Origin of the sequence: Actinacidiphila yanglinensis, assembly GCF_900107965.1 — a bacterium.
GTDB classification, from domain to species: Bacteria; Actinomycetota; Actinomycetes; order Streptomycetales; family Streptomycetaceae; genus Actinacidiphila; species Actinacidiphila yanglinensis.
On sequence record NZ_FNVU01000032.1, the window covers coordinates 38,952 to 65,854 of the forward strand.

Annotated in this window: 20 protein-coding genes; 11 read left to right on the top strand and 9 right to left on the bottom strand. The window is 73.0% G+C overall.

Annotated features, from left to right (window positions below):
• From C4U44_RS39455 to C4U44_RS39470, 4 genes are all read right to left on the bottom strand, one after another.
• Positions 1–1,113, bottom strand: coding sequence for a DUF1996 domain-containing protein (locus C4U44_RS39455; protein WP_407642956.1), 1,113 nt, complete (start codon positions 1,111–1,113; stop codon positions 1–3).
• 463 nt (positions 1,114–1,576) lie between these two features.
• Positions 1,577–2,347 carry an SAM-dependent methyltransferase gene (locus C4U44_RS39460; protein ID WP_103890948.1) on the bottom strand — a complete coding sequence of 257 codons (771 nt, stop codon included), beginning with the start codon at positions 2,345–2,347 and terminating at the stop codon, positions 1,577–1,579.
• Positions 2,348–2,605: 258 nt separating this feature from the next.
• Entirely contained in the window at positions 2,606–3,208 is a 603-nt protein-coding gene (locus C4U44_RS39465) for a GNAT family N-acetyltransferase (protein ID WP_103890949.1), read from the bottom strand.
• Between the two features lie 86 nt (positions 3,209–3,294).
• A complete protein-coding gene (locus C4U44_RS39470) occupies positions 3,295–4,233 on the bottom strand; it encodes an NAD(P)-dependent oxidoreductase (protein ID WP_265737366.1) in 939 nt (312 codons plus the stop codon).
• A gap of 365 nt (positions 4,234–4,598) precedes the next feature.
• Here C4U44_RS39470 and C4U44_RS39475 point away from each other — a divergent pair, with 365 nt between their 5' ends.
• Both C4U44_RS39475 and C4U44_RS39480 read left to right on the top strand, forming a co-directional pair.
• Positions 4,599–5,189 (top strand): GNAT family N-acetyltransferase, encoded by a 591-nt coding sequence (locus C4U44_RS39475; RefSeq protein WP_103890951.1) that lies wholly within the window; start codon positions 4,599–4,601, stop codon positions 5,187–5,189.
• A gap of 76 nt (positions 5,190–5,265) precedes the next feature.
• Positions 5,266–5,835 (top strand): TetR/AcrR family transcriptional regulator, encoded by a 570-nt coding sequence (locus C4U44_RS39480; protein ID WP_103890981.1) that lies wholly within the window; start codon positions 5,266–5,268, stop codon positions 5,833–5,835.
• A 30-nt stretch (positions 5,836–5,865) separates the two neighbouring features.
• Here C4U44_RS39480 and C4U44_RS41365 read toward each other — a convergent pair whose 3' ends face one another.
• Positions 5,866–7,449, bottom strand: coding sequence for an alpha/beta fold hydrolase (locus C4U44_RS41365; RefSeq protein WP_160145209.1), 1,584 nt, complete (start codon positions 7,447–7,449; stop codon positions 5,866–5,868).
• Positions 7,450–7,705: 256 nt separating this feature from the next.
• Here C4U44_RS41365 and C4U44_RS39495 point away from each other — a divergent pair, with 256 nt between their 5' ends.
• The 9 genes from C4U44_RS39495 (at position 7,706) to C4U44_RS39535 (ending at position 21,980) form a co-directional block, all read left to right on the top strand.
• Positions 7,706–8,578, top strand: coding sequence for an ABC transporter permease (locus tag C4U44_RS39495; RefSeq protein ID WP_235032685.1), 873 nt, complete (start codon positions 7,706–7,708; stop codon positions 8,576–8,578).
• A gap of 20 nt (positions 8,579–8,598) precedes the next feature.
• Positions 8,599–9,561: a carbohydrate ABC transporter permease gene (locus C4U44_RS39500; RefSeq protein ID WP_200823567.1), complete on the top strand. Its 963-nt coding sequence runs from the start codon at positions 8,599–8,601 to the stop codon at positions 9,559–9,561.
• Positions 9,562–9,711: 150 nt separating this feature from the next.
• Positions 9,712–11,205, top strand: coding sequence for an ABC transporter substrate-binding protein (locus tag C4U44_RS39505; protein ID WP_103890954.1), 1,494 nt, complete (start codon positions 9,712–9,714; stop codon positions 11,203–11,205).
• Positions 11,206–11,209: 4 nt separating this feature from the next.
• A complete protein-coding gene (locus tag C4U44_RS39510; protein ID WP_235032686.1) occupies positions 11,210–13,048 on the top strand; it encodes a hypothetical protein in 1,839 nt (612 codons plus the stop codon).
• A gap of 47 nt (positions 13,049–13,095) precedes the next feature.
• Positions 13,096–15,957, top strand: coding sequence for a right-handed parallel beta-helix repeat-containing protein (locus tag C4U44_RS39515; protein WP_146088463.1), 2,862 nt, complete (start codon positions 13,096–13,098; stop codon positions 15,955–15,957).
• 122 nt (positions 15,958–16,079) lie between these two features.
• Entirely contained in the window at positions 16,080–18,140 is a 2,061-nt protein-coding gene (locus tag C4U44_RS39520) for a DUF2264 domain-containing protein (protein ID WP_103890956.1), read from the top strand.
• Positions 18,141–18,244: 104 nt separating this feature from the next.
• The gene (locus tag C4U44_RS39525; protein WP_103890957.1) at positions 18,245–19,285 is read left to right on the top strand and encodes an acetylxylan esterase; all 1,041 of its coding nucleotides are present in this window, start codon (positions 18,245–18,247) and stop codon (positions 19,283–19,285) included.
• Positions 19,286–19,396: 111 nt separating this feature from the next.
• A complete protein-coding gene (locus C4U44_RS39530) occupies positions 19,397–19,906 on the top strand; it encodes a universal stress protein (RefSeq protein ID WP_103890958.1) in 510 nt (169 codons plus the stop codon).
• A gap of 232 nt (positions 19,907–20,138) precedes the next feature.
• Complete coding sequence (locus tag C4U44_RS39535; RefSeq protein ID WP_235032687.1) at positions 20,139–21,980, top strand: S9 family peptidase; 1,842 nt, start codon at positions 20,139–20,141, stop codon at positions 21,978–21,980.
• On the opposite strand, the gene C4U44_RS39540 is transcribed toward C4U44_RS39535, so the two are convergent.
• From C4U44_RS39540 to C4U44_RS39555, 4 genes are all read right to left on the bottom strand, one after another.
• Entirely contained in the window at positions 21,960–22,913 is a 954-nt protein-coding gene (locus C4U44_RS39540) for an SURF1 family protein (protein WP_103890959.1), read from the bottom strand. The genes C4U44_RS39535 and C4U44_RS39540 overlap by 21 nt on opposite strands.
• A 233-nt stretch (positions 22,914–23,146) precedes the next feature.
• On the bottom strand, positions 23,147–24,436 hold the full coding sequence (locus C4U44_RS39545) for a hypothetical protein (RefSeq protein ID WP_146088464.1): 1,290 nt from the start codon (positions 24,434–24,436) through the stop codon (positions 23,147–23,149).
• On the bottom strand, positions 24,433–25,107 hold the full coding sequence (locus C4U44_RS39550; RefSeq protein WP_103890961.1) for a SigE family RNA polymerase sigma factor: 675 nt from the start codon (positions 25,105–25,107) through the stop codon (positions 24,433–24,435). Before C4U44_RS39550 ends, C4U44_RS39545 begins: the two co-directional genes overlap by 4 nt.
• A gap of 283 nt (positions 25,108–25,390) precedes the next feature.
• Positions 25,391–26,665 carry an aspartate kinase gene (locus tag C4U44_RS39555; RefSeq protein ID WP_103890962.1) on the bottom strand — a complete coding sequence of 425 codons (1,275 nt, stop codon included), beginning with the start codon at positions 26,663–26,665 and terminating at the stop codon, positions 25,391–25,393.
• Between the last annotated feature and the right edge of the window lie 238 nt (positions 26,666–26,903).

Genomic DNA, 26,903 nt, shown 5'->3' on the forward strand with positions numbered 1-26,903 from the left:
TTACTGGATCAGCTCGTAGTTGTCGTCGAGGACGGCGCCCTTGTCGGGCTGGCTCTGGTCGTAGCCGTGGGCGTCGCACTGCAGGCCGCCGTCGATGCAGTGGGTGACCATCGCGGCCTGCGTCGCGTCGTCCCAGTCGGCGAAGAAGTCGTAGTGGAAGGAGTGGCCGGTGCCGCTGGCCAGGTGCACCTGCGACATGTCGCCGTTGACCGGCCAGGCCATCTTGAACTCGATCATCGGCAGGGCCACCGGGTGGTCGGCCGGGCAGACGTTCTCGTTGGCACCGGTCGCGATCGGATACGCCATGTGGCTCTGGTGGTCAGGCGTGTCCAGATGGATGCCGTCCCAGCAACTCGGCGCCTGGAGGCGGATGTTGAGCTGCACGTCGGCGGTGTTCGGGCAGGTCGCGGGGAACTCGAAGTTCTGGTAGCTGTCCCCGCACTCCCAGCCCTCGACGGTGCCCTTGAGGTTCTTGAACTGGTCCTCCGTCTGCATCGGGTTGCCGACGACGAAGCGCAGGCCCTTGGGGAAGGGGCGGACGCTGGTGTAGTCGGTGACCCCCGCCTTGTAGTAGATCGTCTGCGGGCCGACCGGAAGGATCTTCTGGTCGCCGTTGTACAGACTCGGCATCCAGTACGCGGACTTGTCGCCGGGCGCGAGGCACGTGGTGCCGCTCGCCGCCTCCAGGGAGGCGGTGGTCGAGTCGGCATCGGTGCTGACGTTGCCCATGAACGTGTGGTCGTGCGACTTGCCCGGCTGCCCCGGGAAGACGATCGGGTCGTCCGGGGCGGTGTGCGAGGGCGCGCACTTCGCCTGGAACTCGTGGAAGTAGGCGTGCGGCGGATCGTAGGTCGACGGCGTCACGCCGGTGACGGGCGGGTCGGCCATGATGTAGCCGTCCCCGTCGGGGTCGTCGCCCGACGTCTGCGTCGACACCGGCATGTCCATCGACATCGACCGGTCGCCCTGCTGCGCGGAGGCCGCGTGCGCGGCGCTCGCCGAGTGATGCGCGGGGCTGGCGGAAGCGTTTCCGGTGAGGACCACCGCGCTGCCAACCGCGGTCAGCGCGAGGGCGATGAGCAGCCCTGGAAGTTTTCTCGACCTGTGTGCCACGGAGACCTCCTCGTTCTCGTGGCTCCGGTGGGTGTGGCGCGGCGGCGGTTCCGGTTCCCGGGACCGCTGTCGACCCGCCGCCGGGCGGGGAGAGTTCGGAGAGCGCTCTCCCGTGTCACGGCATGTTGCGCTTGTGGTTCAGGAGTGTCAACAGTTCTTGAAGTTGCGGGAGGTTGGCGGGCCGCCGTGCGTGGGCGCCCGCACCCAGCTGGCCTGGTGGATTCACCGGGCATGGGGATTCGGTGAAGGAATGTGTGGGCGGCGTGGAGCGCGGCTCCGCGCGGTCGGCGCCGCGTCCCCGCGGTCGGCCGGCTGCCGGGCGGCAGCCAGCCGTTGGGCGCCCCGTTCCGCCGCTTTCGGGGTGGTACGGGGCAGGGCTTCGTTGCGGTCCCGGCCGGTGGGGCGTCGGGACTGCGTCGGGGCGGTGCGGGGGTCGTACGGTCGGGGTTGCGCCCGGATCGGGTCAGAGCGACGGGGTGAGGGTGAGGTAGGCCATGCCGAGGTGGCGGCGGTAGCCGTTGAGCCAGCCGGCGCGGTGGGCGTCGAGCCGGGCGCGGGTCTCGGCGGCGCGGGGATGGGCGGGATGGGCGGCGAGCCAGTCCTCGGCGTCGGACTGGTAGCCGGACTCGAAGTCGTCCCACTCGGCGAGCGAGGCGGTCTCGATCCAGGAGGGCCGGAAGCCGGCGGCGACAGCGAGGTCGACCAGGCCCGGCAGGTCCGGGAGTTCGTCGGCGGAGGCGTCCGGCCACATCGCGGCGAGCCGCTCGGGCGGCGGAGTCCGCTCCCAGATGCCGTCGGCGAACAGCACGCGCCCGTGCGGCGTGACGAGGCCCCGGAGGGCTTCGAGGGCGGCCGGAATGTGGGCCGGAGGGCTCTGGTCACCGAGCGCCTGGGAGGCGCCGAGGCACAGGACGAGGTCGGCCGGGCCGCGGAACGTGCCGACCGCGGACTCCTCCGCGAACTCCACCCGATCGGCCAGCCCGCGGCGTTCGGCGGCGGCCCGGCCGCGCGCGAGGTCGGTCGCGTTGAGGTCCACGCCGACGCCCCTCGCGCCGGGCACGGCCGCCAGGACGCGCAGCATCAACTCGCCCCAGCCGCAGCCGATGTCGAGCACGGTGGCCGGTGGGGCGACGCGGGTCAGCCGGTCGACGATCCGCGTCGCGCGGTCCTCGGCGAGCGGGCCGTGGAAGGTGAGGCGGGTGAGGCGTGGCGGAAGGCTCTGGTCGTCGTCCATGCCCGGGGACGTTAGGCGGGGGCGGGGCGGACCGGAAACGGTTTTCCGGGCGCGGGCAGCGGTTTCCCCGAATCGGGCGACGGTTCTCCGGTTCGGGCGACGGTTCTCCGGGTGACGGGGGGCGGTGCGTGGCGCGGGCGAGGGGCGCTCGGGGCGGGGCTCGCCCGTCACCGTCACCGTCCGCGGCCCGGCCACCCGCGTGACCCGGGGGCCGAGTCGCGGCTCGACTCGCCCGACCTTCCCTTTCCCCGGGCGGGCTCAGTCCCCCGTCACCGTCCGCGGCTCGCGCCACATCGGGTACATGTGCGGGCCGCCGGGCAGCTCGACCGGGGTGCCGAGGAAGGTGAAGCCGAGGCGTTCGTACAGGCCGCGGCTGCGTGCGGAGCTCGCTTCGAGGTAGGCGGGCAGGCCCTCGCGGTCGCACTGCTCCAGCGTCGCCGCGATGAGGACGGCGCCGACTCCCTGGCCGCGTACGGAGGATGCCACGGCGATCATCATCAGGTACGCGTGGGCGCGGTCCGTCGGGTGGGTGGCCGCGGTGAGCCGGGCGATCTGCTCGACCCGCTCGTTGCCGGGATCGACCGCCTCGCGGAACCGCGCCGCGTCGTCCGGATCACCGTGGGCGCCGGCCGGCACCGGCGTCCACAGCGCGCAGCCGGTGCCGTCCTCGGCGAGGTCCGTGTGGCCCTCGGCGAGCGAGATCTCGAGGAAGGCGCCCATGAGGGCGCCGTGGCTGCGGCGCAGGTGGTCCTTGTCGGGGAAGACCCAGTTGCTCACCGGGTCGTCGGCGAAGCCCTCGTCCAGCAGTCTGACCACGGCCTCCCGGTCCTCCGCACCGGCCCTGCGTATCGCCACGCCCATCACACGTCCGCCTTCCGTCCGACCGGCACTTCCCCATGGCCCGTTCCCGCCGCCGCAACTCCTCCGATGCGTACGGCGGTTGCAGCCTAGACGCTTCGCTCCGGGAGGGGACCCGCGGCTGCGGGCACGTCCGTCCTGGACTCGAGGGCGTGCAGCACCGCGACCATGTCGGCGCCGCCGTGGCCGAGCCGGACCGTCTCCTGGAACAGGCTGTGGCAGACGTCGAGCAGTGGGGAGGCCACGCCCGACTGCCTGGCGGCGGACGCGATCAGCCGGTTGTTCTTGAGCACGTCCACCACCCCCGCCTGCACCGAGAAGTCACGGTCGCGCAGCTTCGGCGCCTTCATCCGGGACACCCCGCTGGCCATCGGACCGGCGTCGAGCACGGCCAGGAAGCGGTCGCGGTCCAGGCCGTGCCGGTCGGCGAAGTGGAACGCCTCGGTCAGGCCGGTCACCGTCGTGATCAGGAAGAGGTTCACCGCGAGCTTGGTCACCAGGGCGTCGGGGACGGCGCCGCACACGAACGTCTCGTGGCACATCGGGGCCAGCAGCGGCAGGACGGTGGCGACCGCACGCTCCTCCCCGGCGACCATCCCCACCAACCGCCCCTGCTCCGCAGGGAGTCGCGAGCCGGACACCGGTGCTTCCACGTAACTCCCTCCCGCCGCCCGGATGTCGGCCTCCAGGGCGCGGGAGTACTCCGGGGACGTGGTGCCCATGTGGACCAGGACGCGGCCGGCGGTGCGTTCGGCGAAGGCGGGGGTGCCGCGGCCGAGTACGGCGTCGATGGCGGCGTCGTCGGCGAGCATGAGGAAGACGGTGCGGCAGCGGGCGAGGACCTCGACCGCCTCGGCCGCGACACTCGCTCCGGCCGCGCGCAGCGGCTCACAGCGTTCCGGGGTGCGGTTCCACACCACCAGGGGGACGCCGGACCGGGCCAGGTTGAGCGCCATGGGCTGCCCCATGACGCCGAGGCCGAGGAATCCCGTCTCGCCGCCGGTGCCCCCGGTGCCGCCCGCACCTATTCCGCCGGCCGCCCCGTGCACGTGGGCCACCGCGCCCGCCCCGCTCGCGTCGTACACGTCGTTCACGTCATCCGTGCCGGGGGAAACGCTCGCCGTGCCCCCGTCCCCTGTCCCGTCGGCACTACCCGTGCTGCCGTTGCTGCCTGCGCTCATCGCGGACCGCCCGCCGTCCTCTGGTGCGTGATCTGTCATCGCTTGCGGTTTATGACAGCGGTCATAATACTGAGACTATGACGACGGTCATAGTGGGTACGCAGCGGCCGCTCCCCGGGCCGACCGCGCGACGGGCTCCGACGCCCGCACGGAAGCCGGATCGGCAGCTGGATCGGGAGCCGGACCCACGCGGGCCCGCCCCGAAGTGGCGGGTGGCGCCCGTCCGGCCGCAGGACGAGGCCGCGCTCGCGGAGCTGTTCGCGCGCTGCTCGGCGGAGACGGTCCGGCTGCGCTTCTTCGGGCGGCCGCGCGAGCTGCCCCGCCCCTACCTCGACGCGATGCTCGCGGGGCGTCCTGAGACGCACGACGCGGTCGTGGCCTATCCGGAGTACCCGGAGGGAGCCGGTGGTCCCGAGGGACCCGAGGCGCCGGAGGGCTGGGCGGGTCCGGTGGGCCTGGGCAGCCTCACGGCGGGCGGCCTGGCCCCGGGCGCGTCCCTCTACCCCGGCGACGATGCGCACCCGGTCGGTGAGCTGGGCCTGCTCGTCGTCGACGACTGGCAGCGGCGCGGCGCGGGCGGGGCGATGCTCGACACGCTGCTCGACCGGGCCCGGGCGCGCGGGATGCGGCTGGTGTCGGCGTCCGTACTCACGGGCAGGCGAGGGCTGTTGGACGTGCTGGGGCGGCGACTCCCGACAGTGCGGATGACGCGCGACATCGACGCCCTGACCGGCGTCTATAGGCTGGACGCCGAGCAGTGGGCGGAGGCGGGAGACGGTGGACGCGGGCAGGGGCACGGCTGAGGCGGGCGACGGCAAGGGCACCGGAGAGGGCGACGGCGGTGCGCCGCGGCCTCGTACGTACGGACCGCGCGAACGCATGGTGTTCAGCGCGGCCCAGCTCATCCGCCGCGACGGCGTGAACGCCACCGGCATGCGCGAGGTGGCCGTCCACGCGGGCGCGCCGCGCGGCTCACTCCAGCACTACTTCCCGGGCGGCAAGCAGCAGTTGGTCGACGAGGCGGTGGCTTGGTCCGGACGGTACGCGGCCCGCCGGATCGGCCGCTTCCTCGCCGCCCTGCCCGAGCCGTCGCCGAGCGCGCTGTTCGCCGCGATGGTCGGGCAGTGGATCCGGGAGTACGAGACCGAGGGGTTCGGCGCGGGCTGCCCCGTGGCGGCCGCGACCGTCGACTGCGCGCAGTCCGCCGAGTCCACCCGGCGCAGCGCCGCCGGTGCCTTCGCCACCTGGAACGCGCCCCTCGCCGACGCCCTCACCGGTTTCGGCGTACCCGCGGCGCAGGCGCCCGCCCTCGCCCTCCTCATGATCAGCACCCTTGAGGGCGCCCTGCTCATCGCCCGCGCCGAGGGGTCCACGGCACCCCTGGAGACGGTCGCCCGCGAACTCGGGCCGCTGCTCGACGGGTGCGCCACCGGCCGGGACCGGACCTGATCACCGAACTACGGGTCGCGCGGCGGGCATTCAGGCCGAAGGGATGTGCCAGGAGAGCCAGTCGAGGACCTCGTCGACCTGCCGGGCGTCGAACTCATGGGCCACACCGTCGAGGACGACATGGCGCAGGCGGTCGGGGACGTCCGCGTAGGCGGGGGCGAGCGCCGCGGCGAAGTCCGCGATGTGCGCGGGGGTGGTGAGCGGATCGCGGTCACCCGCGATGAGCAACAGAGGGCGCGGGGCGAGGAGTTCGGCGAGGTGGGGGCCGGGGCCGCCCTCGCGGACGCGGGGCGCGGCGCCGAGGTCGGCGAACTGCGGGAGCAGCGTGACGTCGCAGACCGGCATGATGGCCGCGCCGCAGGCGATCCGGCGGTCGCCGGCGAGCTTGAGGAGGGTCTGCAGGCCGCCCCAGGACTGGCCCACGAGCGCGATCCGGTCGGCGCCCGCGACCACGCCGAGGCCGAGGGCACCGTCGACGAGCGCGGTGGCCTCCTCGCGCGCGAGGGCGAGCAGGTCGGGGCCCTTCCCGGACAGGCTCTCCTGGTGGAGGGCGACGGCGTCCTCCCAGGTCCGCTTGCGATCGCCGTGGCCCGGCGCGTCGGGCACCAGCACGTCGTACCCGGCGTTGAGCAGCGCGGCCACCAGGTTGGGGCTGACCCGGTTGCCGGCGACGCCCGGCGGCAGCGCCTGCTCCTTGTTCGCGGTGAACCCGTTGTAGAAGATCACCAGGCAGTCGCGCCGGGCTTCGGGCGGCGCGTCGATCTGCACGCACGGGATGGGGTCCTCGCCGCCGCCGCGCGGCAGGAAGACGGTGCGCGCGTGCGGCCACGGCCGCCAGGGTGACACCGGTCCGAGCGGCCCCGCCAGGTGGGACGCGGCGCGCACCGCCTCGACGAGCGCCTCGGCGAAGAGCTGCCCGACGAGTTCGGGCGAGGTGTGCTCGGGCAGCGGCGCCGTCAGGTCCGCCCGTTTCAGCAGCGGACGGGACGGCTGCGCGGCCACGTACGCGATGCGGGCGCCGGCCTCCCGGGCCGCCTCGACACCGGGGGTCTGCCCGAAGTCCGCGGGGCCGTAGGCGAGAAGGAGCACGACGGCGCCCGGGGCGAGCCCGCGGGCGCGGGCGGCCCAGTGCGCGGGGACGGCCGACTGCGCGGCGTGCACGGAGAGTTCGGCCAGTCCGGTGGCCAGCACGCCCGCGGCGCCCGCGAGTTCGGCGGCCGGCCAGATCTCCACCTGCGCGGCGGTCCGCACCGCCTGGGCAACGGTCGGCAGCGAGGCGTCCGTTCGCAGCCGGTCGGCGAGGGCGGCGAGCCGGTCGGTGGGCGCCTCACGGGAACCGTGGCTCTCGGCGGCGAAGTCGTTCGCCACCCCGAGCCGCAGCGCCGCGTACCCGGGGAAGCCCACGCTGCGGCAGAAGCGGGAGACGGTGGGCTGCGCCACCTCGCAGAGTTCGGCGAACTCCCCGATGGACAGGGCGATCGCGCGGGCCGGTTCGGCGAGGACGCGCTCGGCCACCCGGCGTTCGGCCGGTGACAGGTCCGGCAGGGCGGCGCGGATGCGGTCGAGGGCAGCGGTGCGGGTGCCGGGGGAAGGCGGCTGTTCCAACAAGGCCATGGCGCAAGTATATTGCATAGCGGTTACACCGCAAGTAATATCCCGACGACCAACGGCGCATATCTCATACCGCACCGAGCCAGGAGTTCCGCACAGCCACGGAGATCCCATGCCAGCCCCAAGCGTTGCCGCTTCCTCCCGCAAGAGCCGCAGACCGCAGGGCCGTTCCCCCGGTGTCCCGCCAACCCCGCCACCCGACCCCCGAGTTCGCACCAGGCGGCAGGCGCGGCGGCGCTCCGACGCGGTGCTGCTCCTCATGGGCGCGCCCGCTCTGCTGCTCCTGCTCGTCTTCAACTACCTGCCGATGGCGGGCCTGGTGGCCGCCTTCGAGGACTACCGGCCGCGCGAGGGCTTCCTGCACAGCTCCTGGGTCGGCCTGGAGAACTTCCGCTACCTGTTCACCGGCGGCGACACCTGGCACATCACCTACAACACCGTGCTGATGAACGCCCTGATCATCGCCGCCACGCTGGTGTGCTCGCTGGCGCTGGCCCTGCTGCTCAACGAGATCCGCGACCTCTCCCCGCGCGTCGCGAAGGTCTACCAGTCGGCGATGTTCCTGCCGTTCGTCTTCTCCTGGGTGGTGGTCAGCTACTTCGTGCTGGCCTTCCTCGACGCCGACCACGGGCTGGCCAACCAGGTCCTGACCGCGCTCGGCCGGCACCCGGTGGACTGGTACGCCGACCCCGGGCCGTGGCGGATCGTGCTGGTGGTGGTGGCGGTCTGGAAGGGCGTCGGCTTCTGGGTGGTGGCCTACCTCGCGGCGATCCTCGCCATCGACCCGGAACTCTACGAGGCGGCCGCGATCGACGGCGCCTCGCGCTGGCAGCAGAACCGGCGGATCACCCTCCCCCTGCTCACCCCGATGATCAGCATCAACCTGCTCCTGGACGTCAGCCACATCTTCCACGCGGACTTCGGGCTGTTCTTCCAGGTGCCACGCAACAGCACCCCGCTCTATCCGACCACCGACGTGATCGACACCTACGTGTACCGCTCGCTCACCTCGCTCGGCGATGTGGGCATGTCCGCCGCGGCCGGCCTCTACCAGGCGTTCGTCGGCTTCGTGCTCGTGGTCGGCGCCAACTGGCTGGTGCGCCGCCGCAACCCCGACAAGGCCCTGTTCTGAGTGCGGATCTGGAGACTGCTGTGACCGCTGCGACCCTCACCGACGAATCCCCGCACCGCGGGACCGCACGCCGCCGCCCCCTGCGCCGTGGCACCCCGCGCCGCGGCCCGGTCGGCACCAACCGCTTCACGGCCGGCCGGATCGCCATCCACGGCCTGCTCGCCCTGTGCTCGATCGCCTTCCTGGCGCCCCTGTTGATGGTGGTGTCGGCGTCCTTCTCCTCCGAGAGCGCCATCAACGACAAGGGATACTCCCTGCTGCCCCGGCACTTCACCACCTTCGCCTACCGCTACGTGGCGGGCGACCCGAGCCAGGTCCTCCAGGCGTACGGCGTCTCGATCCTGGTGACCGTCACCGGCACGCTGGTGTCGCTGCTGGTGATGTCGATGCTCGCGTACACGCTGGCCCGGCGCGACTACACGCTGCGCCGCCCGCTGACGCTGTACCTGATCTTCGCGATGCTCTTCAACGGCGGCCTGGTGCCGACGTACATCCTCATCACGCAGTACCTGCACCTGCAGGACACGCTCTTCGTGCTGATCCTGCCCTACCTCGCCTCCCCGTGGTTCGTGATCCTGCTGCGCACGTACTTCGCCTCGCTGCCGACCGAGATCATGGACGCCGCCCGGATCGACGGCGCCGGCGAACTGCGCACGTTCTTCCAGATCGTGCTGCCGCTGTCCACGCCCGCGCTGGCCACCGTCGGCCTGTTCACCGGGCTCGTCTACTGGAACGACTGGTGGCTCGGGCTGCTCTACATCGACAACGAGCACCTCGCCCCGGTCCAGCTCTTCCTGTACCGGATCATCTCCAACATCGACTACGCCGCCAGCACCCCGCAGGCCGGGCAACTCGTCACGGCGCCGGTGCAGACGGTGCGGATGGCGGTCGCGGTGCTCGCGATCGGGCCGATCGTCATCGCCTTCGGCTTCATCCAGCGCTATCTGGTCCGCGGTATCGCGATCGGCGGGCTCAAGGGCTGACGCGCTCTCCCCGCCACCCGCCCTCTCCGGGCCACCGCACGTCACCCGTCCCCCCAACACCCCTACGCACGAACGCCCTTACGCCCGGTCGCGCCTGCCCGCACGCCGGCTCCGCCTTCCTCCCACCCGCACCCCGGAGGTTCCTCCACCATGTCCCACGCCCGTACACCGCTCGCCCGCAGATCCGTACTCGCCGCCGGTGCGGCCGCGGCCGCGAGCAGCGCACTCGCCGCCTGCTCCGGCTCCTCGTCCAAGGGCCCGGGCGGCACCGTCAACCTCACCTACCAGTACATGTCCTTCCTCGCCCAGCCCGACCAGGCGCTGGTGCAGAAGGCCCTCGACGCCCGGCTCAAGGCGCTGGGCGCGACCTTCACCGTCACGCTCCAACCGGTGCTGGACTACACCGAGAAGATGACGCTGAACATGTCCGCCGGCAACGTCGCGGACCTGGTCTTCACCGCGAGCTGGACCAACGACTTCTTCAAGAACGCGGGCAGCGGCAACTTCCTCGCCCTGGACGACCTGTTGCCGCAGCACGCCCCCAAGCTCTACGCCAGCCTTCCCAAGTCGATCTGGCAGGGCGCCACGGTGGGCGGCAAGATCTACGCCGCGATCAACCAGCAGCGCTTCCCCAAGCTGTGGGGGGTGTCGCTGCGCCGCGACCTCGCCGAGAAGTACGACCTCGACGTCGCCTCGCTCACCGGGTACGCCCAGCTGGAGCCGTTCTTCGCCAAGGTCAGGGCGGGCGAGAAGGACGTCATCTGCTGGGCCACCGACAACGCCACCTCCGGCACCGCCTTCTACCCCGAGCTGTACGGGTGGGACCCGGTCGCCACCCAGTACGGCCTGGCGGTGAAGTACGACGACACCAGCCGCAAGGTGTTCAACGTCTACGCCACCGACGAGTACCGCGCCGCAGCCGAACTCGTCTACTCCTGGCGGCAGAAGGGCTACACCACGAAGGACCCGCTGAGCGCCGCCGACCGCGCCGCCAAGCAGCACGCGGGCTCCATCGCGGCCTTCAGCACCCAGGCCCCGCCCACCAACCCGCAGTTGGAGAGCTTCCCCACCCTCAGCAAGAGCTTCGTGGCGACCCCGCTGCTGAACACCGACGGCGTGGCCTCGACACTCACCGCGGTCAGCCGGGACACCGCGCACGCGGAGGAGTGCGTGCGGTTCCTCGAACTGATCAACACCGACAAGGTCCTCTACAACCTGCTGTGCTTCGGCATCGAGGGCAAGCACTACGTCCTCAAGGACGGCGTGGCGACCTTCCCGCCCGGTGTCGACACCAAGAGCGACCGCTACAACCCCAACCTGGACTGGCAGTACGGCGACCAGTTCAACGCCTTCTATCGGACCGCGGACGACGCGAAGTCCAAGCGCTGGGAGGTCGAGGCCGCGCTCAACAAGTCCGCGGCGACCTCGGTCGCCCTCGGCTTCGCGCTCGACACCTCCAAGCTGCGCACCCAGGTCGCCACCGTCACCGCGGCCATCACCCAGTACCAGCAACAGGTCACGATCGGCCTGGTCAAGCCCTCCGACGGCATCCCGAAGCTGCTCAAGCAGCTCGACCGCGCGGGCCTGGACACGCTGCTGTCGGCGACGCAGGACCAGATGGACACCTGGGCGAAGGGGAAGTGACGCCGTGTCAGGCTGGTTCGACGGCGACGGTCCCCCTGCGGGCCCGCCGAGACTGCGCGCGGACGCGACGTACCCCCGGCCACCGCGCTGGGCGGTGCTCCAGCGCCGGCTGTTCGACGAACTCGACCAGGCGTGGCGGGAGTTCTCGGCCCGCTACTGCGCGCCGGACGGCGACGGCCGGCTGGTCTTCCACGACCGTCTCGGCGTCCCGCCCGACGACCGCGACGGCGTCGACGACTTCTACGAGCCCTTCTTCAACTGGCCGCTGCTGTACGCCCTCGGCGGCTCCGACGACCTGCTGCCCGCCGCCCGCCGGCACTGGCTGGGGGTGACCGCGCAGCTCACCGAGGCCGGCATGGTCAGCGACGGCCGCGACCGCGGCTACGACTGGTTCCACCAGGGCGAGGGTCTGCTGCTGCTCTACCACCTGTGCGTGGCCGCGCCGGACGACGAGCGGATCAGGGCGCAGGCGATCCGCTCCGCCGAGATGTACCTCGGCGGCCCGCCCGGCGCCTACGATCCCGTCGCCAACGTCATCACCGCCCCGCACACCGGCTCCGACGGCGCCCGTCCCGGACTGACCGGCGGCGAACCGGTCTTCCCCTGGAGCCCGGTCTTCGCCTGGTACGGCCTGCCGCTGGACTGGATCGACGGCATCGACTCCTACGACGCGCTGACCGCCGACCCCGCGCTCGCCCGCCGGATGGGCGAGGAGATGCGCGACCGGATGGGCCGCGGCGACACCGCGGTCAACCTCGCCGCGACCAGCCTGGTGGCGAACGCCTTCCTGCTCACCGGCCGGGAGGAGTTCCGGGTGTGGGTGCTGCGCTACGCGGCCGGCTGGCTGGAACGGGCCCGCGCCAACGGCGGGGTGCTGCCCGACAACGCCGGCCTGGACGGCCGCCCGGGCGCCTACCTGGACGGCCGCTGGTACGGCGGGCACTACGGCTGGGCCTGGCCGCACGGGCTGCACAGCGTCGGCGCGGCAGCGGTCATCGCCGCCTGCAACGCGGTGCTGGTCGGCGGCGGGAAGGAGTACCTGGAACTCGGCCGCAGCCCGCTCGACGCGGTCCTGGCCGGGTTGCGGACCGGCGCGGACGGCGTGCCCACGGTGCCGTACAAGCACGACGACTCCGGCTGGCACGGCCACCGGCCGATGCAGATGGCGCTGCCGACGGCGCTGTGGCACGTCAGCCAGGACCCGGCCGACGCCGAACGGCTGGAGCGGGCGACCGGCCAGGACCGTACCGGGATCGCCGCCATGCGCACCAAGGAGGAGGCGGGCCACGAAGTGCCGTGGCTGGCGTTCCTCGCCGGCGCGAACCCCGACTACCCGGAACGCGCCCTGCTGGTCACGCTCGACCTGGTGCGCGAGCGGACGAGCCGGATCGCTGCCGACCCGACCGACCCGGCGATCGGTCCCGGCACCGCCGACATCCACCACTGGCAGGACCTCAACCCCGTACTCACCGAAGTACTCGGGCAGTTGACCTGCGGCGCGCCGCAGCCGCTGTACAACGGCGGCCTGTGGCACGCCCGGTTGCGGTACCACGACGCCGAACGCGACCGGCCCGGCCTGCCGCCGGACGTCGCGGCGCTGGTCACCGCGATCGATCCCGCGCGTACCGCGGTGACCCTCGTCAACCTGGACCCGGTCGCGCCGCGCCGGGTACGGGTGCGGGCCGGCTCCTTCGGCCAGCACACCTTCGGCACCCTGCGCCAGGACGCGAGCCCCGCACTCCCCGTCCACGGACCGGAGTTCGAGGTCCTGCTCGGGGCGGGCTGCGCCACCGAACTCGTCATGACGCTCGATCTGCACGACCGCGAGCCGTCCCACCGCTGACCGACACCGCCCTTGTGAACCCCACCCATTTCCCCCGAGGGAGAACCGTGTTCACGACATCCAGGCAGGACCGCGTACCGCAGCACGGCAGAAGTCCGCTACCTCGATCCCGACCGCGGCTGTTCGGCGTCTCCGCGGCAGCGCTCGCGTGCACCGCGGCGGCGGTGCTCACCGCGGGCGCGCTGGCCACGGCGCCCGCGTCGGCGGCGACGGCCGTCGCGCACACCTACTACGTCTCCACCACCGGGAGCGACAGCAACAACGGCACCGCCACCACGACGCCGTTCCGCACCGTCCAGAAGTGCGCCGACCTCGCGCAGGCCGGCGACACCTGCTCGATCATGGGCGGCACGTACCACGAGACGGTCACGCCGGCGCACTCCGGAACGGCGGGCGCGCCCATCAGCTTCACCCCCTACGGCGGGCAGCACGTCGTCATCGACGGCGCCGATCCGGTGACCGGCTGGAGCAAGGTCTCCGCCGCCGACCTGTCCACCCTCACCGCCGCCGACTCCCATGTGACCGGCTCGCCGTTCGCCGGCGCGGTCGGCGCCGGCACCATGTACCAGGCGCCGTTGTCGGTGAACGCCTCCCTCGCCGGCAACGAGCTGTTCTACGACGGGACCGCGGCCAACCAGGCGCAGTGGCCCGACCCCGGAGTCGACCCCCTCACCCCGACGATCGAGTACGCGGGCACCGGCACCACCGCCACCTCCATCGCCGACCCGGCGCTGACCGAGCCGGCGGGCTACTGGACCGGCGCGAGCGCGTACACCTCGCACTGGTACGACGTGCAGACCACGGCGGTCACCTCCTCCGCGCCCGGGTCGGTCACCCTCGCGTCGAGCCCCAACCTCGGCCTGGAGGCGGGCAACCAGGTCCGCTACTACCTCTTCGGCACCCTGGAGACCTTCTCGCACGCCGGGCAGTGGTTCTACGACAGGACCGCGCAGAAGCTCTACCTCTGGTCCCCGGACGGCAGTTCGCCGGCCTCCCATGCGGTCGAGGTGAAGCAGCGCACGTACGCCTTCGACTTCGGCGCCGTCAGCCACATCGCGGTCAACGCCCTGACTCTCAACGGCGCGACCGTCACCACCGGTGACAGCAGCACCGACGTGGTGCTCACCCGGATCGACGCGGAGTACCCCTCGTCGTTCTCCACCGCCGCCACCTACATCCAGGGCAGCAAGGACACCGGCATCATCCTGCGCGGCACCGGCAACTCGCTGCGGGACAGCACCGTCGCGCACAGCTCGGGCAACGGCGTGGTGCTGCTCGGCACCGGCAACCTGGTCTCGGGCACGGTGATCCACGACGTGGACGCCATGGGCACCTACACCGCGGGCGTCAACATCGCGGGCAACAGCGAGACGGTCACCCGCAACACCATCTACCGCACCGGCCGTTCGGGCATCCTCGTCGACTGGCACGCGCTGACCCCGGCCACCACCGCCTCCGGCGAGACGTTCTCCTACAACGACATCTCCGGCTACGCCCGGCTCAGCGTCGACACCGGCGGCATCTACGCGGGCGTGAACCTGACCCTTCCGGGCAGCTCCATCGACCACAACTGGGTGCACGACGCGACCCCGCTGCCCCTGGTGAAGACCTACGCGCTGGCCGGGATCTACCTCGACGGCGGGACCGGCGGCGGCGAGGTCTACGACAACGTCGGCTGGAACCAGATCTTCGGCACCGTCTTCATGAACACCCACGGCCTGGGCACCAAGGTCTACGACAACGACGGCGGCGTCCAGCTGTACACCGGGACCTACGACTCCGGCACCGAGGTCGAGAACAACATCGGCGCCGACCTCGCGGCCGTCTCCTCCGGCGGCGTCCTCATCGGCCACAACCTGCCGGCCGCCACCGCCCCGCTCTACGCCGACCCCGCCCCCGGCGGCACCGACTACCGCCTCCAGGCCGGCTCCCCGGCCCGCAACGCCGGCGCCGTCGTGTCCGGCATCACCCTCAACTACACCGACCCCCAACCGAGCATCGGCGCCTACCAGTACGGCGCCCCCTACTGGACCGCCGGCGCCTCCGGGACCGTCCCGGCCGGGCTGCTCTTCGCCACCGCCGGCACCGGCAGCTACACGGTGGCGGCCGGCGGCAGCACCGCGGTGCCGCTGAACGCCACCATGACCGACGGCAGCACCGCGAACGTGGCCGCCAGCAACGCCACGTACACCGTCGTCGACCCCGCCACCGCGTCCGTCGACAGCAACGGCACCGTGCACGGACTGGCCACGGGCACCACGGTGGTCACCGTCCAGGCCGTCTACCAGGGCCAGGTGGCGAACGGCAGGTACACGGTGACGGTGCCACCCGCGAGTTCCACGCTGCCGACCGGATACAGCCTCACCCACCTCGGCACCGACTTCTACGGCGGCGCCACCAACGGCTATGCCACGGTATCCGGTTCGGGCAGCGGCACCATCGCCACCACCGGCTACAACATCTGGAGCAGCACCGACAGCGGCAGCTTCCTGCACACGGAGGTGTCCGGCACCGGTGACGTCACGGCGACCGTCACCATCACCGCGCAGTCCGTGCCGCCCTGCGGCGTCGGCCTGATGATCCGCGACGGCAGCGCCGCGAACGCCAAGGAGATCAGCTTCCGTTCGCAGGACGGCGGGCTGCGGCTGGTCTACCGCAACGAGTCGACCCTGCCGAACACCGGTTACCTGACCACCGCGAAGCCGGTGATCACGCTGCCGGTGCAGCTCAAGCTGGTCAAGTCGGGCTCCACCTTCACCGCCACCTACAACACCGGTTCCGGCTGGACCGCGATGGGCACGACGACCGCCACCATGGGCACCTCGCTCGAAGTCGGCCTGGGCATCTACTCCGGTGCCTACTCCGGCACGTCGGCGTCCTTCGACGACCTGGCCGCTGCCACCGCCTGAGCGCTCGGCCCGGCGCCCCCACCCCGGCCGTACGGCCCCGGCAGCCCGGCGCCTCGTCCTGACCGCCCCACGCGCGCACCTTGGCGCGCACCTTCGCGCGCTCCCCGGAGAGGACCCGCCCGATGACGCAACCGCCCGCACCCGACCGCGACCTGTCGCCGTACACCGGCTGGACCCGCGCGCACTGGACGGCTGCGGCGGACCGGCTCCTCTCCGGGGTGCGCCCCTTCGCCTCCGACGGAAACGCGCTGATCGACCTGCCCGGCGACCACCCGAGCGACTCCGGCCGCTGGTGCGACGGGCTCGAGGGCTTCGCCCGCACCTTCCTGCTCGCCGCCTTCCGGCTCGGCGGCCACCCACCCGTCTCCCACGGCCCGTTGGCGCAGCTCGCCGACTTCTACGCCCGCGGCCTGGCACACGGCACCGACCCCCGCGCCGCGGACCGCTGGCCGACACTGCGGGAGAAGGGCCAGGCGAAGGTGGAGTGCGCGTCGATCGCGCTCGCCCTGCACCTGACCCGCGGATGGATATGGGACCGGCTGCACGACGACGTGCGCGCACGGACCGTCGCGTGGATGTCCGCGATGCTCGGCGCGGCCACCCCCGCCAACAACTGGCTCTGGTTCCGCTGCGTCACGGAGGCGTTCCTGCGCTCGGTCGGCGGCCCCTGGAGCCCGGCCGACATCGCGCACGCGATCGAGCGGACCGAGTCCTGGTACGCCGGCGACGGCTGGTACTCCGACGGCGACTTCGGCGCGGGACCGCGCAACTTCGACCACTACAACGGCTGGGCGATGCTGTTCTACCCCCTGTGGTACTGCGCGATCTCCGGCCCGGACGCGGAACCCGGGCTGCGGCAGCGCTACTCCGGCCGGCTCGACCGCCATCTCGCCGACGCCCAGTACCTGGTGGGCGCCGACGGCGGCCCGCTCTTCCACGGGCGCTCCCTCACCTACCGGTTCGCGACGCTCGCGCCGTTCTGGACCGGCGCCCTCTTCGACGCGACCCCGCTGAGCCCCGGGCTGACCCGGCGGATCGGCAGCGGGGTGCTGCGGTACTTCCTGCGGTCCGGGGCGGTCGACGCGCACGGCCTGCTGCCCCTCGGCTGGCACGGCGCGTTCCCGGCCATCCGGCAGACGTACTCCGGCGCCGGCTCCCCGTACTGGGCGAGCAAGGGCTTCGCCGGGCTGCTGCTCCCCGCGGACCATCCGGTGTGGACCGCGGTCGAGGAGCCGCTGCCGGTCGAACGCGGCGACGTACACGTCACGTTGACCGCGCCCGGCTGGCTGGTGTCCGGCACCCGCGGCGACGGAGTGGTCAGGGTCGTCAACCACGGCGGTGACCACACGGCGCCGGGCCGTACCGGGTTCGACGAGCCCTGCTACGACCGGTACGCCTACTCCACCGCGTGCGGCCCCGACCTGGGGGAGCCGGACCCCGCCGCACCGGTGGACTCGCACGTGGCCCTGATCGCCGCCGACGGCCGGGCCTCGGTCCGCCGCCCGTACCAACGCCTGTTCCTGCGCGGCCGGGTGGGCGTCTCCCGGCACCGCGCGCACTGGCCCCACGAGCCGGCCCGCCACGGCGACCCGCCCCGCACCCGGCTCGGCCCCGTGCTGACCACCGCGTCCGTGCTGCGCGGCGCCGTGGAGGTGCGGATCGTCCGGATCGATGGCCCCGACTCCCGTACGGACGAACCCTTTCCGGCGGACGAGCCGCACGCACGCCCTCCCGACCGCCCCGGTCCGTGGCGCCTGCGGGTCGGCGGCGCCGCACTCGCCGCCGCCTGGCCGGACGCGCTGGTCACCGGGACCGGCGGGGGCAGTGCCCGCGTCACCGCCCCGGACCGCGGCCTGACCAGCGCCGTGCTGATGCTCTCCGGGGCCGGCCGGTACGGCGTGATCCGGCGCCGCGACGCCAACGCGTTCGGCCGGTGGTCGGCCTGCCCGTGGGTGGAGACGGCCGCGCCGGTCGTGAGCGGCGAGATCCACACCGTCGCCGTGGTGCTCGGCGGATCCGACAACACCCCGGCGGGGGTACGGATCGCGGTGCGCCGCGGAGGTCCGGACGAGCCCGGCGACGTCGTCACGGTGACCTGGCCGGACGGCGCGTGCGACGTCGTGCCGCTCGACCCGGAACCGACCGCGCCCGCTGCTGCCGGACCGCCCGGCCCGCGACCGTAGCGCCCGTGCCCTCGGGTACGTGCGCCCGCACGCTCTCGGGTCCGGGTGTTCGTACGCCCGGACCCGAACTCCGCACCGCCGTCCGACGAATGGAATCCACCGCAATGGCACTGTTCGATCTGTCCCTCAGCGAGCTCCACGAGTACCACCACACCCCCGAACCACCCGCCGACTTCGAGGAGTTCTGGACCAGGACACTCGCCGAGGCGGACACCTTCCCGCTCGCGCCGCGCTTCGTCCGGCACGACGCGGCGCTCCCCAATGTCGCCGTGTACGACGTGCGGTTCGCGGGCTGGGGAGGCGACGAGGTGCACGCGTGGCTGCTGGTGCCGGGCGCGGCCCCGGGCCCGGTGCCGTGCGTGGTGCAGTACCTCGGCTACGGCAGCGGGCGCGGCTACCCGCACGACCACACCCTGTGGGCCGCGGCCGGCTGGGCGGTGCTGGTGATGGACACCCGCGGGGTGAGCGGCGTGTCGGGGCTGCCCGGATCGACGCCCGACCCGCACACCGGATCGGGGCCGCAGGTACCGGGGTTCGTGACCCGGGGCATCCAGGACCCCGAACAGTATTACTACCGGCGGGTGTTCACCGACGCGGTACGTGCCGTCCGGGTTGCCGCGGTGGCGCCGGGGGTCGATCCGCACCGCGTGGTGGTGGCCGGCGGCAGCCAGGGCGGCGCCATCGCGCAGGCCGTCGCGGCACTGCACACCGTCGTCGCACCCGCGCCGGACGCGCCCGCGCCGATCGCCGCGCTGATCGACGTCCCGTTCCTCACCCACATCAGGCGCGCGGTCGACGTCACCGACGCGGATCCGTACCAGGAACTGGTGCGGTACCTGGCCACCCGACGCCACGACGTGGAGCGGGTGTTCGCGACCCTGGCGTACTTCGACGGCCTGCACATGGCCGCGTTCGGCCGGGTGCCCGCGCTGTACTCGGTCGCGCTGCGCGACCCGGTGTGCCCGCCGTCGACCGTCTTCGCGGCCTACCACGCCTGGCCGGCGCCCAAGGAGATCACGGTGTGGCCGTACAACCAGCACGAGGGAGGCGGCTCCGAGCAGCGGGGCGTGCAGTTGCGCTGGCTGCGGAAGCTGCTGGGCGGCGCGTCGGCCGACACACCGGGCATTTCCGTTCTTTCTCAGTAGGGTGTGGGTATTCCGGTCCACCGTGTCGGCGTCCCTGCGTCCGCTGCCGAGGGCGGGCGGCAGGGACGCCGCGAGGTCGGGGACGCGCGACCGAGACACGAGGAGCACGCCATGACGGAGCCGGCCGCCGAGCGGAGCGAGGCCACGAGCGCGCCCACCAGCGAGTCGGCGACCGCGCACGGGCGGATCGTGGTCGGCGTCGACGGCTCCGACCCGTCCCTGCACGCGCTGCGCTGGGCCGACCGCCAGGCCCTGCTGACCGGGGCGTCCCTGGAAGCGGTGATGGCCTGGGAGATGCCCGCGTCGTTCGGCTGGGGCGGCGCGGTGCCGGGCCTGCCGGAGGGGTACGACATGGGCGAGTCCGCGGCGCGTGCCCTGCGGGAGGCGGTGGACAACGCCCTGCCGCCCGAGCGGGCCGCCGCCGCCAACCCGGTCACGGTCATGGGCAACCCGGCGCAGGTCATCCTCGACCGGGGCGAGGGGGCGGAGCTCATCGTGGTCGGCGTCCGCGGGCACGGCACCTTCCGCGCGACCCTGCTCGGCTCGGTCAGCCACACGGTGACGCTGCACGCGTCGTGCCCGGTGGTCGTCATCCGCGGCGAGGCGGAGCAGGCGGACTGAGCCTGAGCGGACTGAGCCGGGGCTCCGGCAGCCCCCGCCGGTCCCGCCCGGGCGGGACCGGCGGGGTCCTCCGCCCCCTTCCGAGCGGGGCCGCCGGTTCCTCCGCCCGTCCCGCCCGGGCGGAATCCCGGGCTCCTCCACCTCCACCCCGGCGACCCGCGATGTGCGGAGTTGTCCACAGGCTGTGCGGGCGGCCTCACCGAAGGCGGGCGCGGCGGAGCATCATGGGGTCATGAACGAGATCACCGGGTCCGCCGTCGGGCCCATGTCGGAAGCCGGCGCCATGCCGGCGTGGGAGACGCGGTTCCGCGCTCCTCGGGTGGGCCTGCCGGAATGGGCCGAGGACGCCCCGGACCGCAGCCTGTTCGTGTCCAACGTCACGGGGACGTACGAGCTCTACGCGTGGGACCGCGCCACCGGCGGGCGCCGCCAGGTCACCGACCGGCCGAACGGCACGACGGACGGCACCCTCAGCAGGGACGGCGCGTGGGTCTGGTGGTTCTCCGACACCGACGGCGACGAGTTCGGTGTGTGGATGAAGCAGCCGTTCGGCGGCGGTGACGACGTACCGGCCGCGCCGGACCTCGCCCCCTCCTACCCGGCGGGCCTCGCCCTCGGTGTCGGCGGCCTCGCCGTGATCGGCCGCTCCACGGACGACGCGGGCACCTCCGTCCACGTCGTGCCCCCGACCGGGGAGGGGTACGAGATCTACCGGCACCCCGAGTCCGGCGGCGTCGGCGACCTCTCGGAGGACGGCACGCTCGTCGTGATCGAGCACACCGAGCACGGCGACGCGATGCACAGCGCGCTGCGGGTGCTGCGGGTGTCCGACGGCGCCACCGTCGCGGAGCTGGACGACACCGACGGCGGGCGGCGCGAGCTGGGCCTGGACTGCCTCGGCTTCGCGCCGGTCCCGGGTGACACCCGGCTGCTCGTCGGCCACCAGCGCACCGACCGCTGGCTGCCGATGCTCTGGGACATCGCCGACGGCACCCAGACCGAGCTGGCCTTCGACCTGCCCGGCGACGTGCACGCCGAGTGGTATCCGGACGGCGCGGCCCTGCTGGTGGTGCACGACTTCCACGCCCGCGGCGAGCTGTTCCGGTACGACCTGGCGGACGGCTCGCTGACCCGGCTGGACACGCCGGCCGGCAGCGTGAGCGGGGCGACCGCGCGCCCCGACGGCGCGGTGGAGTACCTGTGGTCGTCGGCCGAGCAGCCTCCGGCGGTGCGCTCCACCGCGGGCGGCATCGTCCTGGAGGCGCCGGGGCTGCGCGCCCCGGACTCGGTCCCGGTGGAGGACGTGTGGGTCGACGGACCCGGCGGGCGGATCCACGCCCTGATCCAGCGGCCGAAGTCCGACGGAGGCGACGGTCCGGCCACCGGTCCGTTCCCGACGGTCTTCGAGATCCACGGCGGTCCCACCTGGCACGACTCGGACTCCTTCGCCGCCGGCCCGGCCGCCTGGCTCGACCACGGCTTCGCCGTCGTCCGGGTCAACTACCGCGGCTCCACCGGCTACGGCCGGGAGTGGACCGACGCGCTCAAGCACCGGGTCGGCCTGATCGAGCTGGAGGACATCGCCGCGGTGCGGGAGTGGGCGATCTCCTCGGGTCTCGCCGACCCGTCCCGGCTGGTGCTGACCGGCGGCTCCTGGGGCGGCTACCTGACCCTGCTCGGCCTCGGCACCCAGCCCGAGGCGTGGACGGTCGGCATCGCCGCGGTCCCCGTCGCCGACTACGCGACGGCGTACGCCGACGAGATGGAGGCGCTCAAGGCCCTGGACCGCACCCTCTTCGGCGGCTCCCCGCAGGAGGTCCCGGACCGGTACGAGACGTCCTCGCCGATCAGCTACGTCGACAAGGTCGCCGCCCCCGTCTACATCAGTGCGGGCACCAACGACCCGCGCTGCCCGATACGCCAGATCGACAACTACGTGGAGCGGCTGCGCGCCCTCGACAAGCCGCACGAGGTGTACCGCTACGACGCGGGACACGGCTCGCTGGTCGTCGAGGAGCGGATCAAGCAGGTCCGGCTGGAGCTGGCCTTCGCGCTACGCCACGTGGGCGGCTGACCCGGCCGACGCCGTCTCCCGGGCTCCCTCGGTGTCCTGCTCCCCCGGCTCGTCGCCCGCCAGTGGCGGGTCGGGGGCGGCGGGATCGCCCGGGCCGTCCGGACCACCGGATCCACCGGGACCGTCCGGGCCGTCGGGCTGGTCCGGGAGGATGCCGAGCGCGGCGTCGGCCCGCGCCTCGGCCTCGCGGCGGACGAACCGGAACCACATGAAGACCGCGAAGCCCGCGAAGACGAACCACTGCCCGGTGTACCCGAGGTTCTGGAACGCCTTGAGGTCCAGGCCGCTGTTGGGCGGCGCCGCCGGGGGCACCGCGACCAGCGGCTTCGCGGGGTGGTTGGCGGTGATCCACCCGCCGTAGACGGGATAGGGCAGCACATTGACCAGGGAGGCGCCGCTGATGATGCCGAGCTGACCGGGGGGCAGCGCACCGCTCACGTCCACGCCGGTGGTGTCGGTGGTCTCGGGGTACTGCACGGCCCCGGTGACCGTCACCGTCCCGGTGGGCGCGGCGGGCACCGTACCGGCCCGGGCGGCGTCGTCGGCCTTGCCCGGCAGCCACCCGCGGACCACGGGAAGCACGGCGCCGTTGGACAGCCGCAGCGGGGTGAGGACGTAGAAGCCGTCGTGGTTGTCGAGCAGGCGGTTCGGGACGAGGAGTTGGTGCGCGGTGTCGTAGTGGCCGGTGGCGCTGACGATCCGCCCGGAGTCGTCGCTCCCGACCACGGAGCCGGTCTTCGGCAGTACCCGGGAGAGCGGCACCGGTGCGGCCTCGGCGGTCCGCTGCTGGTCGTGCTCGGCGTGCTTGTGCTGGTCGACCCGCGTGTCGAACCGGCTCAGCTGCCAGCTGCCCATGAACACGCAGACCGGTACGGCCAGCAGTGCGAGCAGGGTGACCGCCAGCCAGCGCGGGGTGAGCAGGAACCGGTACACGCCACCACGGTACGGGGCGTCCCGCGGCGGACCGCAACCGCCCCCGGTGACGGGGTGGGTGGGCGACGGGCGCCCGGGCGAAGGCCGCGCGGATGTCCGGTGGCGCGCCAGGTCGGACGCGCGGTCGGGCGCGAGGTCGGGGCACGGGTCCGCGGCGGAGCCCGGCGCCGGGCCGGGAGTCGGGTCGGGCGTGGGGGTCGGGCGGGGCGCCGGGCGCTGGTGCCGGCGCGGGGTTACGGGGCCGGGGCGTCCTTCGCGTCCGCCATCGCGGGCGTGGTGTAGACGGTGCCCGCGCAGGCGTCCTGGAGGACCGGGCCGGCGACGACGGGTGCACCCGCGGCCGGGGTGTGGTCGAGGGTCACCGTGGGCGGGGGGGCGGAGGGCGGGTCGCCGGCGGGCGGCTGGGCCTCGCCGCCAGATCCGTCCGCCTCCGCACCGGTGTCCGTGCCGGACGTGTCCGTCGCGGTGGGCGTCGGCGACGAGGAGGCGGGGGGCGGCGTGGTGGCCGCGCACCCGTCCGTCCCCGCTGCGGCCGGCACCCAGGCGAAGGCGACCTCGTAGTCCTGGCCGGGCAGGAGCACGATCGGGCCGTCGGACACGTCGGTGGGCAGGTCCGAGGCCGGGTCGCCCTGGGTGTGGCCGACGACCTGGATGGCGCTCTGCTCGGCCGAGCCGTGCGCGACTGCCTGGACGATGCCGCCGCTGGGCACCGTGCAGGGGGCGTCGGAGACGTTGGAGACGCGGAACCAGCCGTAGACACGGCCGCCGGTGTCGGGGCTGCCGGCCTGGCTGGCGCCCTTGCCGAGCTGGGCGCTGGAGCAGTCCGGTGCCGGGGCGCCGCTGTCGGAGGGACTGGACGGCGGGCCGACCGGAGCGTCGGAGGAGTGCTTGGAGCTGCTGTCCGGCGCGGAGGTCGCCGCCCCGGAGGGGTTCGCGGCGCCGTCCGTGCGGTGGGCGCCCGGGTCGCTGGTGACGGTGTAGGAACTGCCCGAGCCGACCGGTGCGGCAGTGGTGTGGTCCGCGCTGCCGGCGGCGCGGACCACCGCGGGCACGGCCAGGCCCACCAGCAGCACCGCGGCGGCCGCACCGAGCATCGCCTGGCGGCGGCGCTGGCGGCGCAGCGGGACCCCGCGCCTCAGGCGCTCCAGGGCGTCCGGGGAGGCGTGCAGCCCGTTGACGGCGTCGTGCATCAGGGCGCGCAGCGAGGCCTCGTCCGCGGTCAGGTCACCCAGGGCGGCGGTGCCGAGGCCGCCCGGGGTCACGTCGTCCGTGGAGTCGTCGTCGGACGCCGCGGGAGCGGGAGTTGCTGCCTCGGAGGAGGGCGCCGCCTCGTGGGGTGCCGTCTCACGCGGTGCCGTCTCACGGGGCGGGGTCGCCTCGTCGGGCGCCGGCGCGCTCTCGGGCGCGGGTGCCTCGTCGTGCTGGGCGTCGTTGGGGGTCTGCTCGTCCATACCGGGTGCGTCGTCGGGGGCTTCGGGGCCGTGGGTCCCGTTGGGGCCGTCGGGGCTGTGCGGAGCTGTCATGTCGTCGCCTCCATCGCGACGCGCAGAGCAGCCAGGCCGCGTGAACCGTACGCCTTCACCGAGCCCAGGGAAATCCCCAGGGTCTCCGCGACCTGTGCCTCGGTCATGTCGACGAAGTAGCGCAGCACCAGGACCTCGCGCTGGCGGCGCTGGAGGGTGCGCATCGCCGCCTTGAGCTGGTCGCGCTCCAGGATCTCGTACGCGCCCTCCTCCGCGCTGGCCATGTCCGGCATCGGTTTGGCCAGCAGTTTCAGGCCGAGGATGCGGCGGCGCAGCGCCGAGCGGGAGAGGTTGACCACGGTCTGGCGCAGGTAGGCGAGGGTCTTCTCGGGGTCGCGGACCCGGCTGCGGGCGGAGTGCACGCGTATGAACGCCTCCTGGACCACGTCCTCGCAGGAGGCCGTGTCGTCCAGCAGCAGCGCGGCCAGCCCGAGCAGCGAGCGGTAGTGGGCGCGGTAGGTCTCGGTGAGGTGGTCGACCGTGGTGCCGACGGCCATCGCCTCGTCAGCGCCGTCGCCCGCGGCCACCCGTACCGGCCACGGCGCGATCACCGGCAGGCCGCCGGTCGCCGTACGCCCCGGTCCCGACGGGCGGGGTCGCGGCGGACGCGGAGGCGCGAGGGTTCCGCCGCGCCGTCCGAATGCCGTCTCGATACCCCATGCCTCCGCCACGCCAGTTGGACACGCATCCCCCCACGAGGGTTGTACGCGCACGGCACTTCGCTCGAACGAGTGCCACATATCGCCATGCGTACCAGCTCTTCCTCAGTGCCCTGCCTGCACCGACCGCCCCCGGGTCGGCGCTCGGTGCGCACCACCCTAAGGGAGCTCTGTGAACCCTCGGGGAGCGCGCTGAGACAGAGACGCTCCCCCGTCGCTGTCGGTTGCAGCCGAGGGGGAGCGTCGTCGTCGGGGACGGGTTCGGGTCCCACGGATCGTGCGGGAGTTCCGGCGCTCAGCGGCCGGTGCCGCCGTACACGACCGCCTCGTCGCTGTCGCTGTCCAGGCCGAACGCCGAGTGCACCGCCTGCACGGCCGGCTTCACGTCGTCGATCCGGGTGACCACGGAGATCCGGATCTCCGAGGTCGAGATCAGCTCGATGTTCACCCCGGCGTTGGAGAGCGCCTCGAAGAACGTCGCGGTGACCCCGGGGTTGGTCTTCATCCCGGCCCCGACCAGCGAGAGCTTGCCGATCTGGTCGTCGTAGCGCAGGGAGTCGAAGGCGATCACCGTCTGCGCCTTGGTGAGCGCCTCGATCGCCTTGTGCCCCTCCGCCTTCGGCAGGGTGAAGGAGATGTCGGTCAGACCGGTGGCCGCGGCCGACACGTTCTGCACGACCATGTCGATGTTGATCTCCGCGTCGGCGATCGCCCGGAAGATCGTGGCAGCCTCGCCCGGCTTGTCCGGCACCCCGACCACGGTGATCTTCGCCTCGGTCGTGTCGTGCGAAACGCCGGAGATGATCGCCTGTTCCATCGGCCTGTCTCCTTGGGGTGGTTCGTTGCTGACCCAGGTGCCCGGAAGCCCGGAGAACGAGGACCGTACGTGGATCGGGATGTTGTAGCGGCGGGCGTACTCCACGCAGCGGTGCAGCAGCACCTTCGAGCCGGAACTGGCCAGCTCCAGCATGTCCTCGAAGGCGATCCAGTCCATCTTGCGGGCCGCCTTCACCACCCGCGGATCGGCGGTGAACACCCCGTCGACGTCCGTGTAGATCTCGCACACCTCGGCGTCCAGCGCCGCGGCCAGCGCCACCGCCGTGGTGTCCGAGCCGCCCCGCCCCAGCGTGGTGATGTCCTTCTTGTCCTGCGACACCCCCTGGAAGCCGGCCACGATCGCGATGTTGCCCTCGTCGAGCGCGGTACGGATCCGGCCCGGCGTCACATCGATGATGCGCGCCTTGTTGTGCACCGAGTCCGTGATCACGCCGGCCTGGCTGCCCGTGAAGGACTGCGCCTCGTGGCCGAGGTTCTTGATCGCCATCGCCAGCAGCGCCATCGAGATGCGCTCGCCGGCCGTCAGCAGCATGTCGAACTCGCGACCGGACGGGATCGGCGAGACCTGCTCGGCGAGATCGATCAGCTCGTCCGTCGTGTCGCCCATCGCCGACACCACGACGACCACGAAGTGGCCGGCCTTCTTGGTGTCCACGATGCGGCGGGCGACCCGCTTGATGCCTTCGGCATCGGCGACTGAGGAGCCGCCGTACTTCTGCACGACAAGGCCCACGTGCGCTCCTCGCTCAGGGGTGGATCAGGGGGGAATACGGTCGGCCTATTTTAACGAGGGCTCTGCGGCCGCCCGTCCCTTATCACATACTGAGACGCGCGATTCACCAGGATGTGCCCGTTGCCAGGCGGCGGCGGGTGTGCGGACGGGCGCGCAACGGCCCTTCCCCCGTGGGAGGGTGGCGGCACCCGGGCACGACGCCACGAGGCGCCCACCCGGACACCTAAGCACCCGGGGC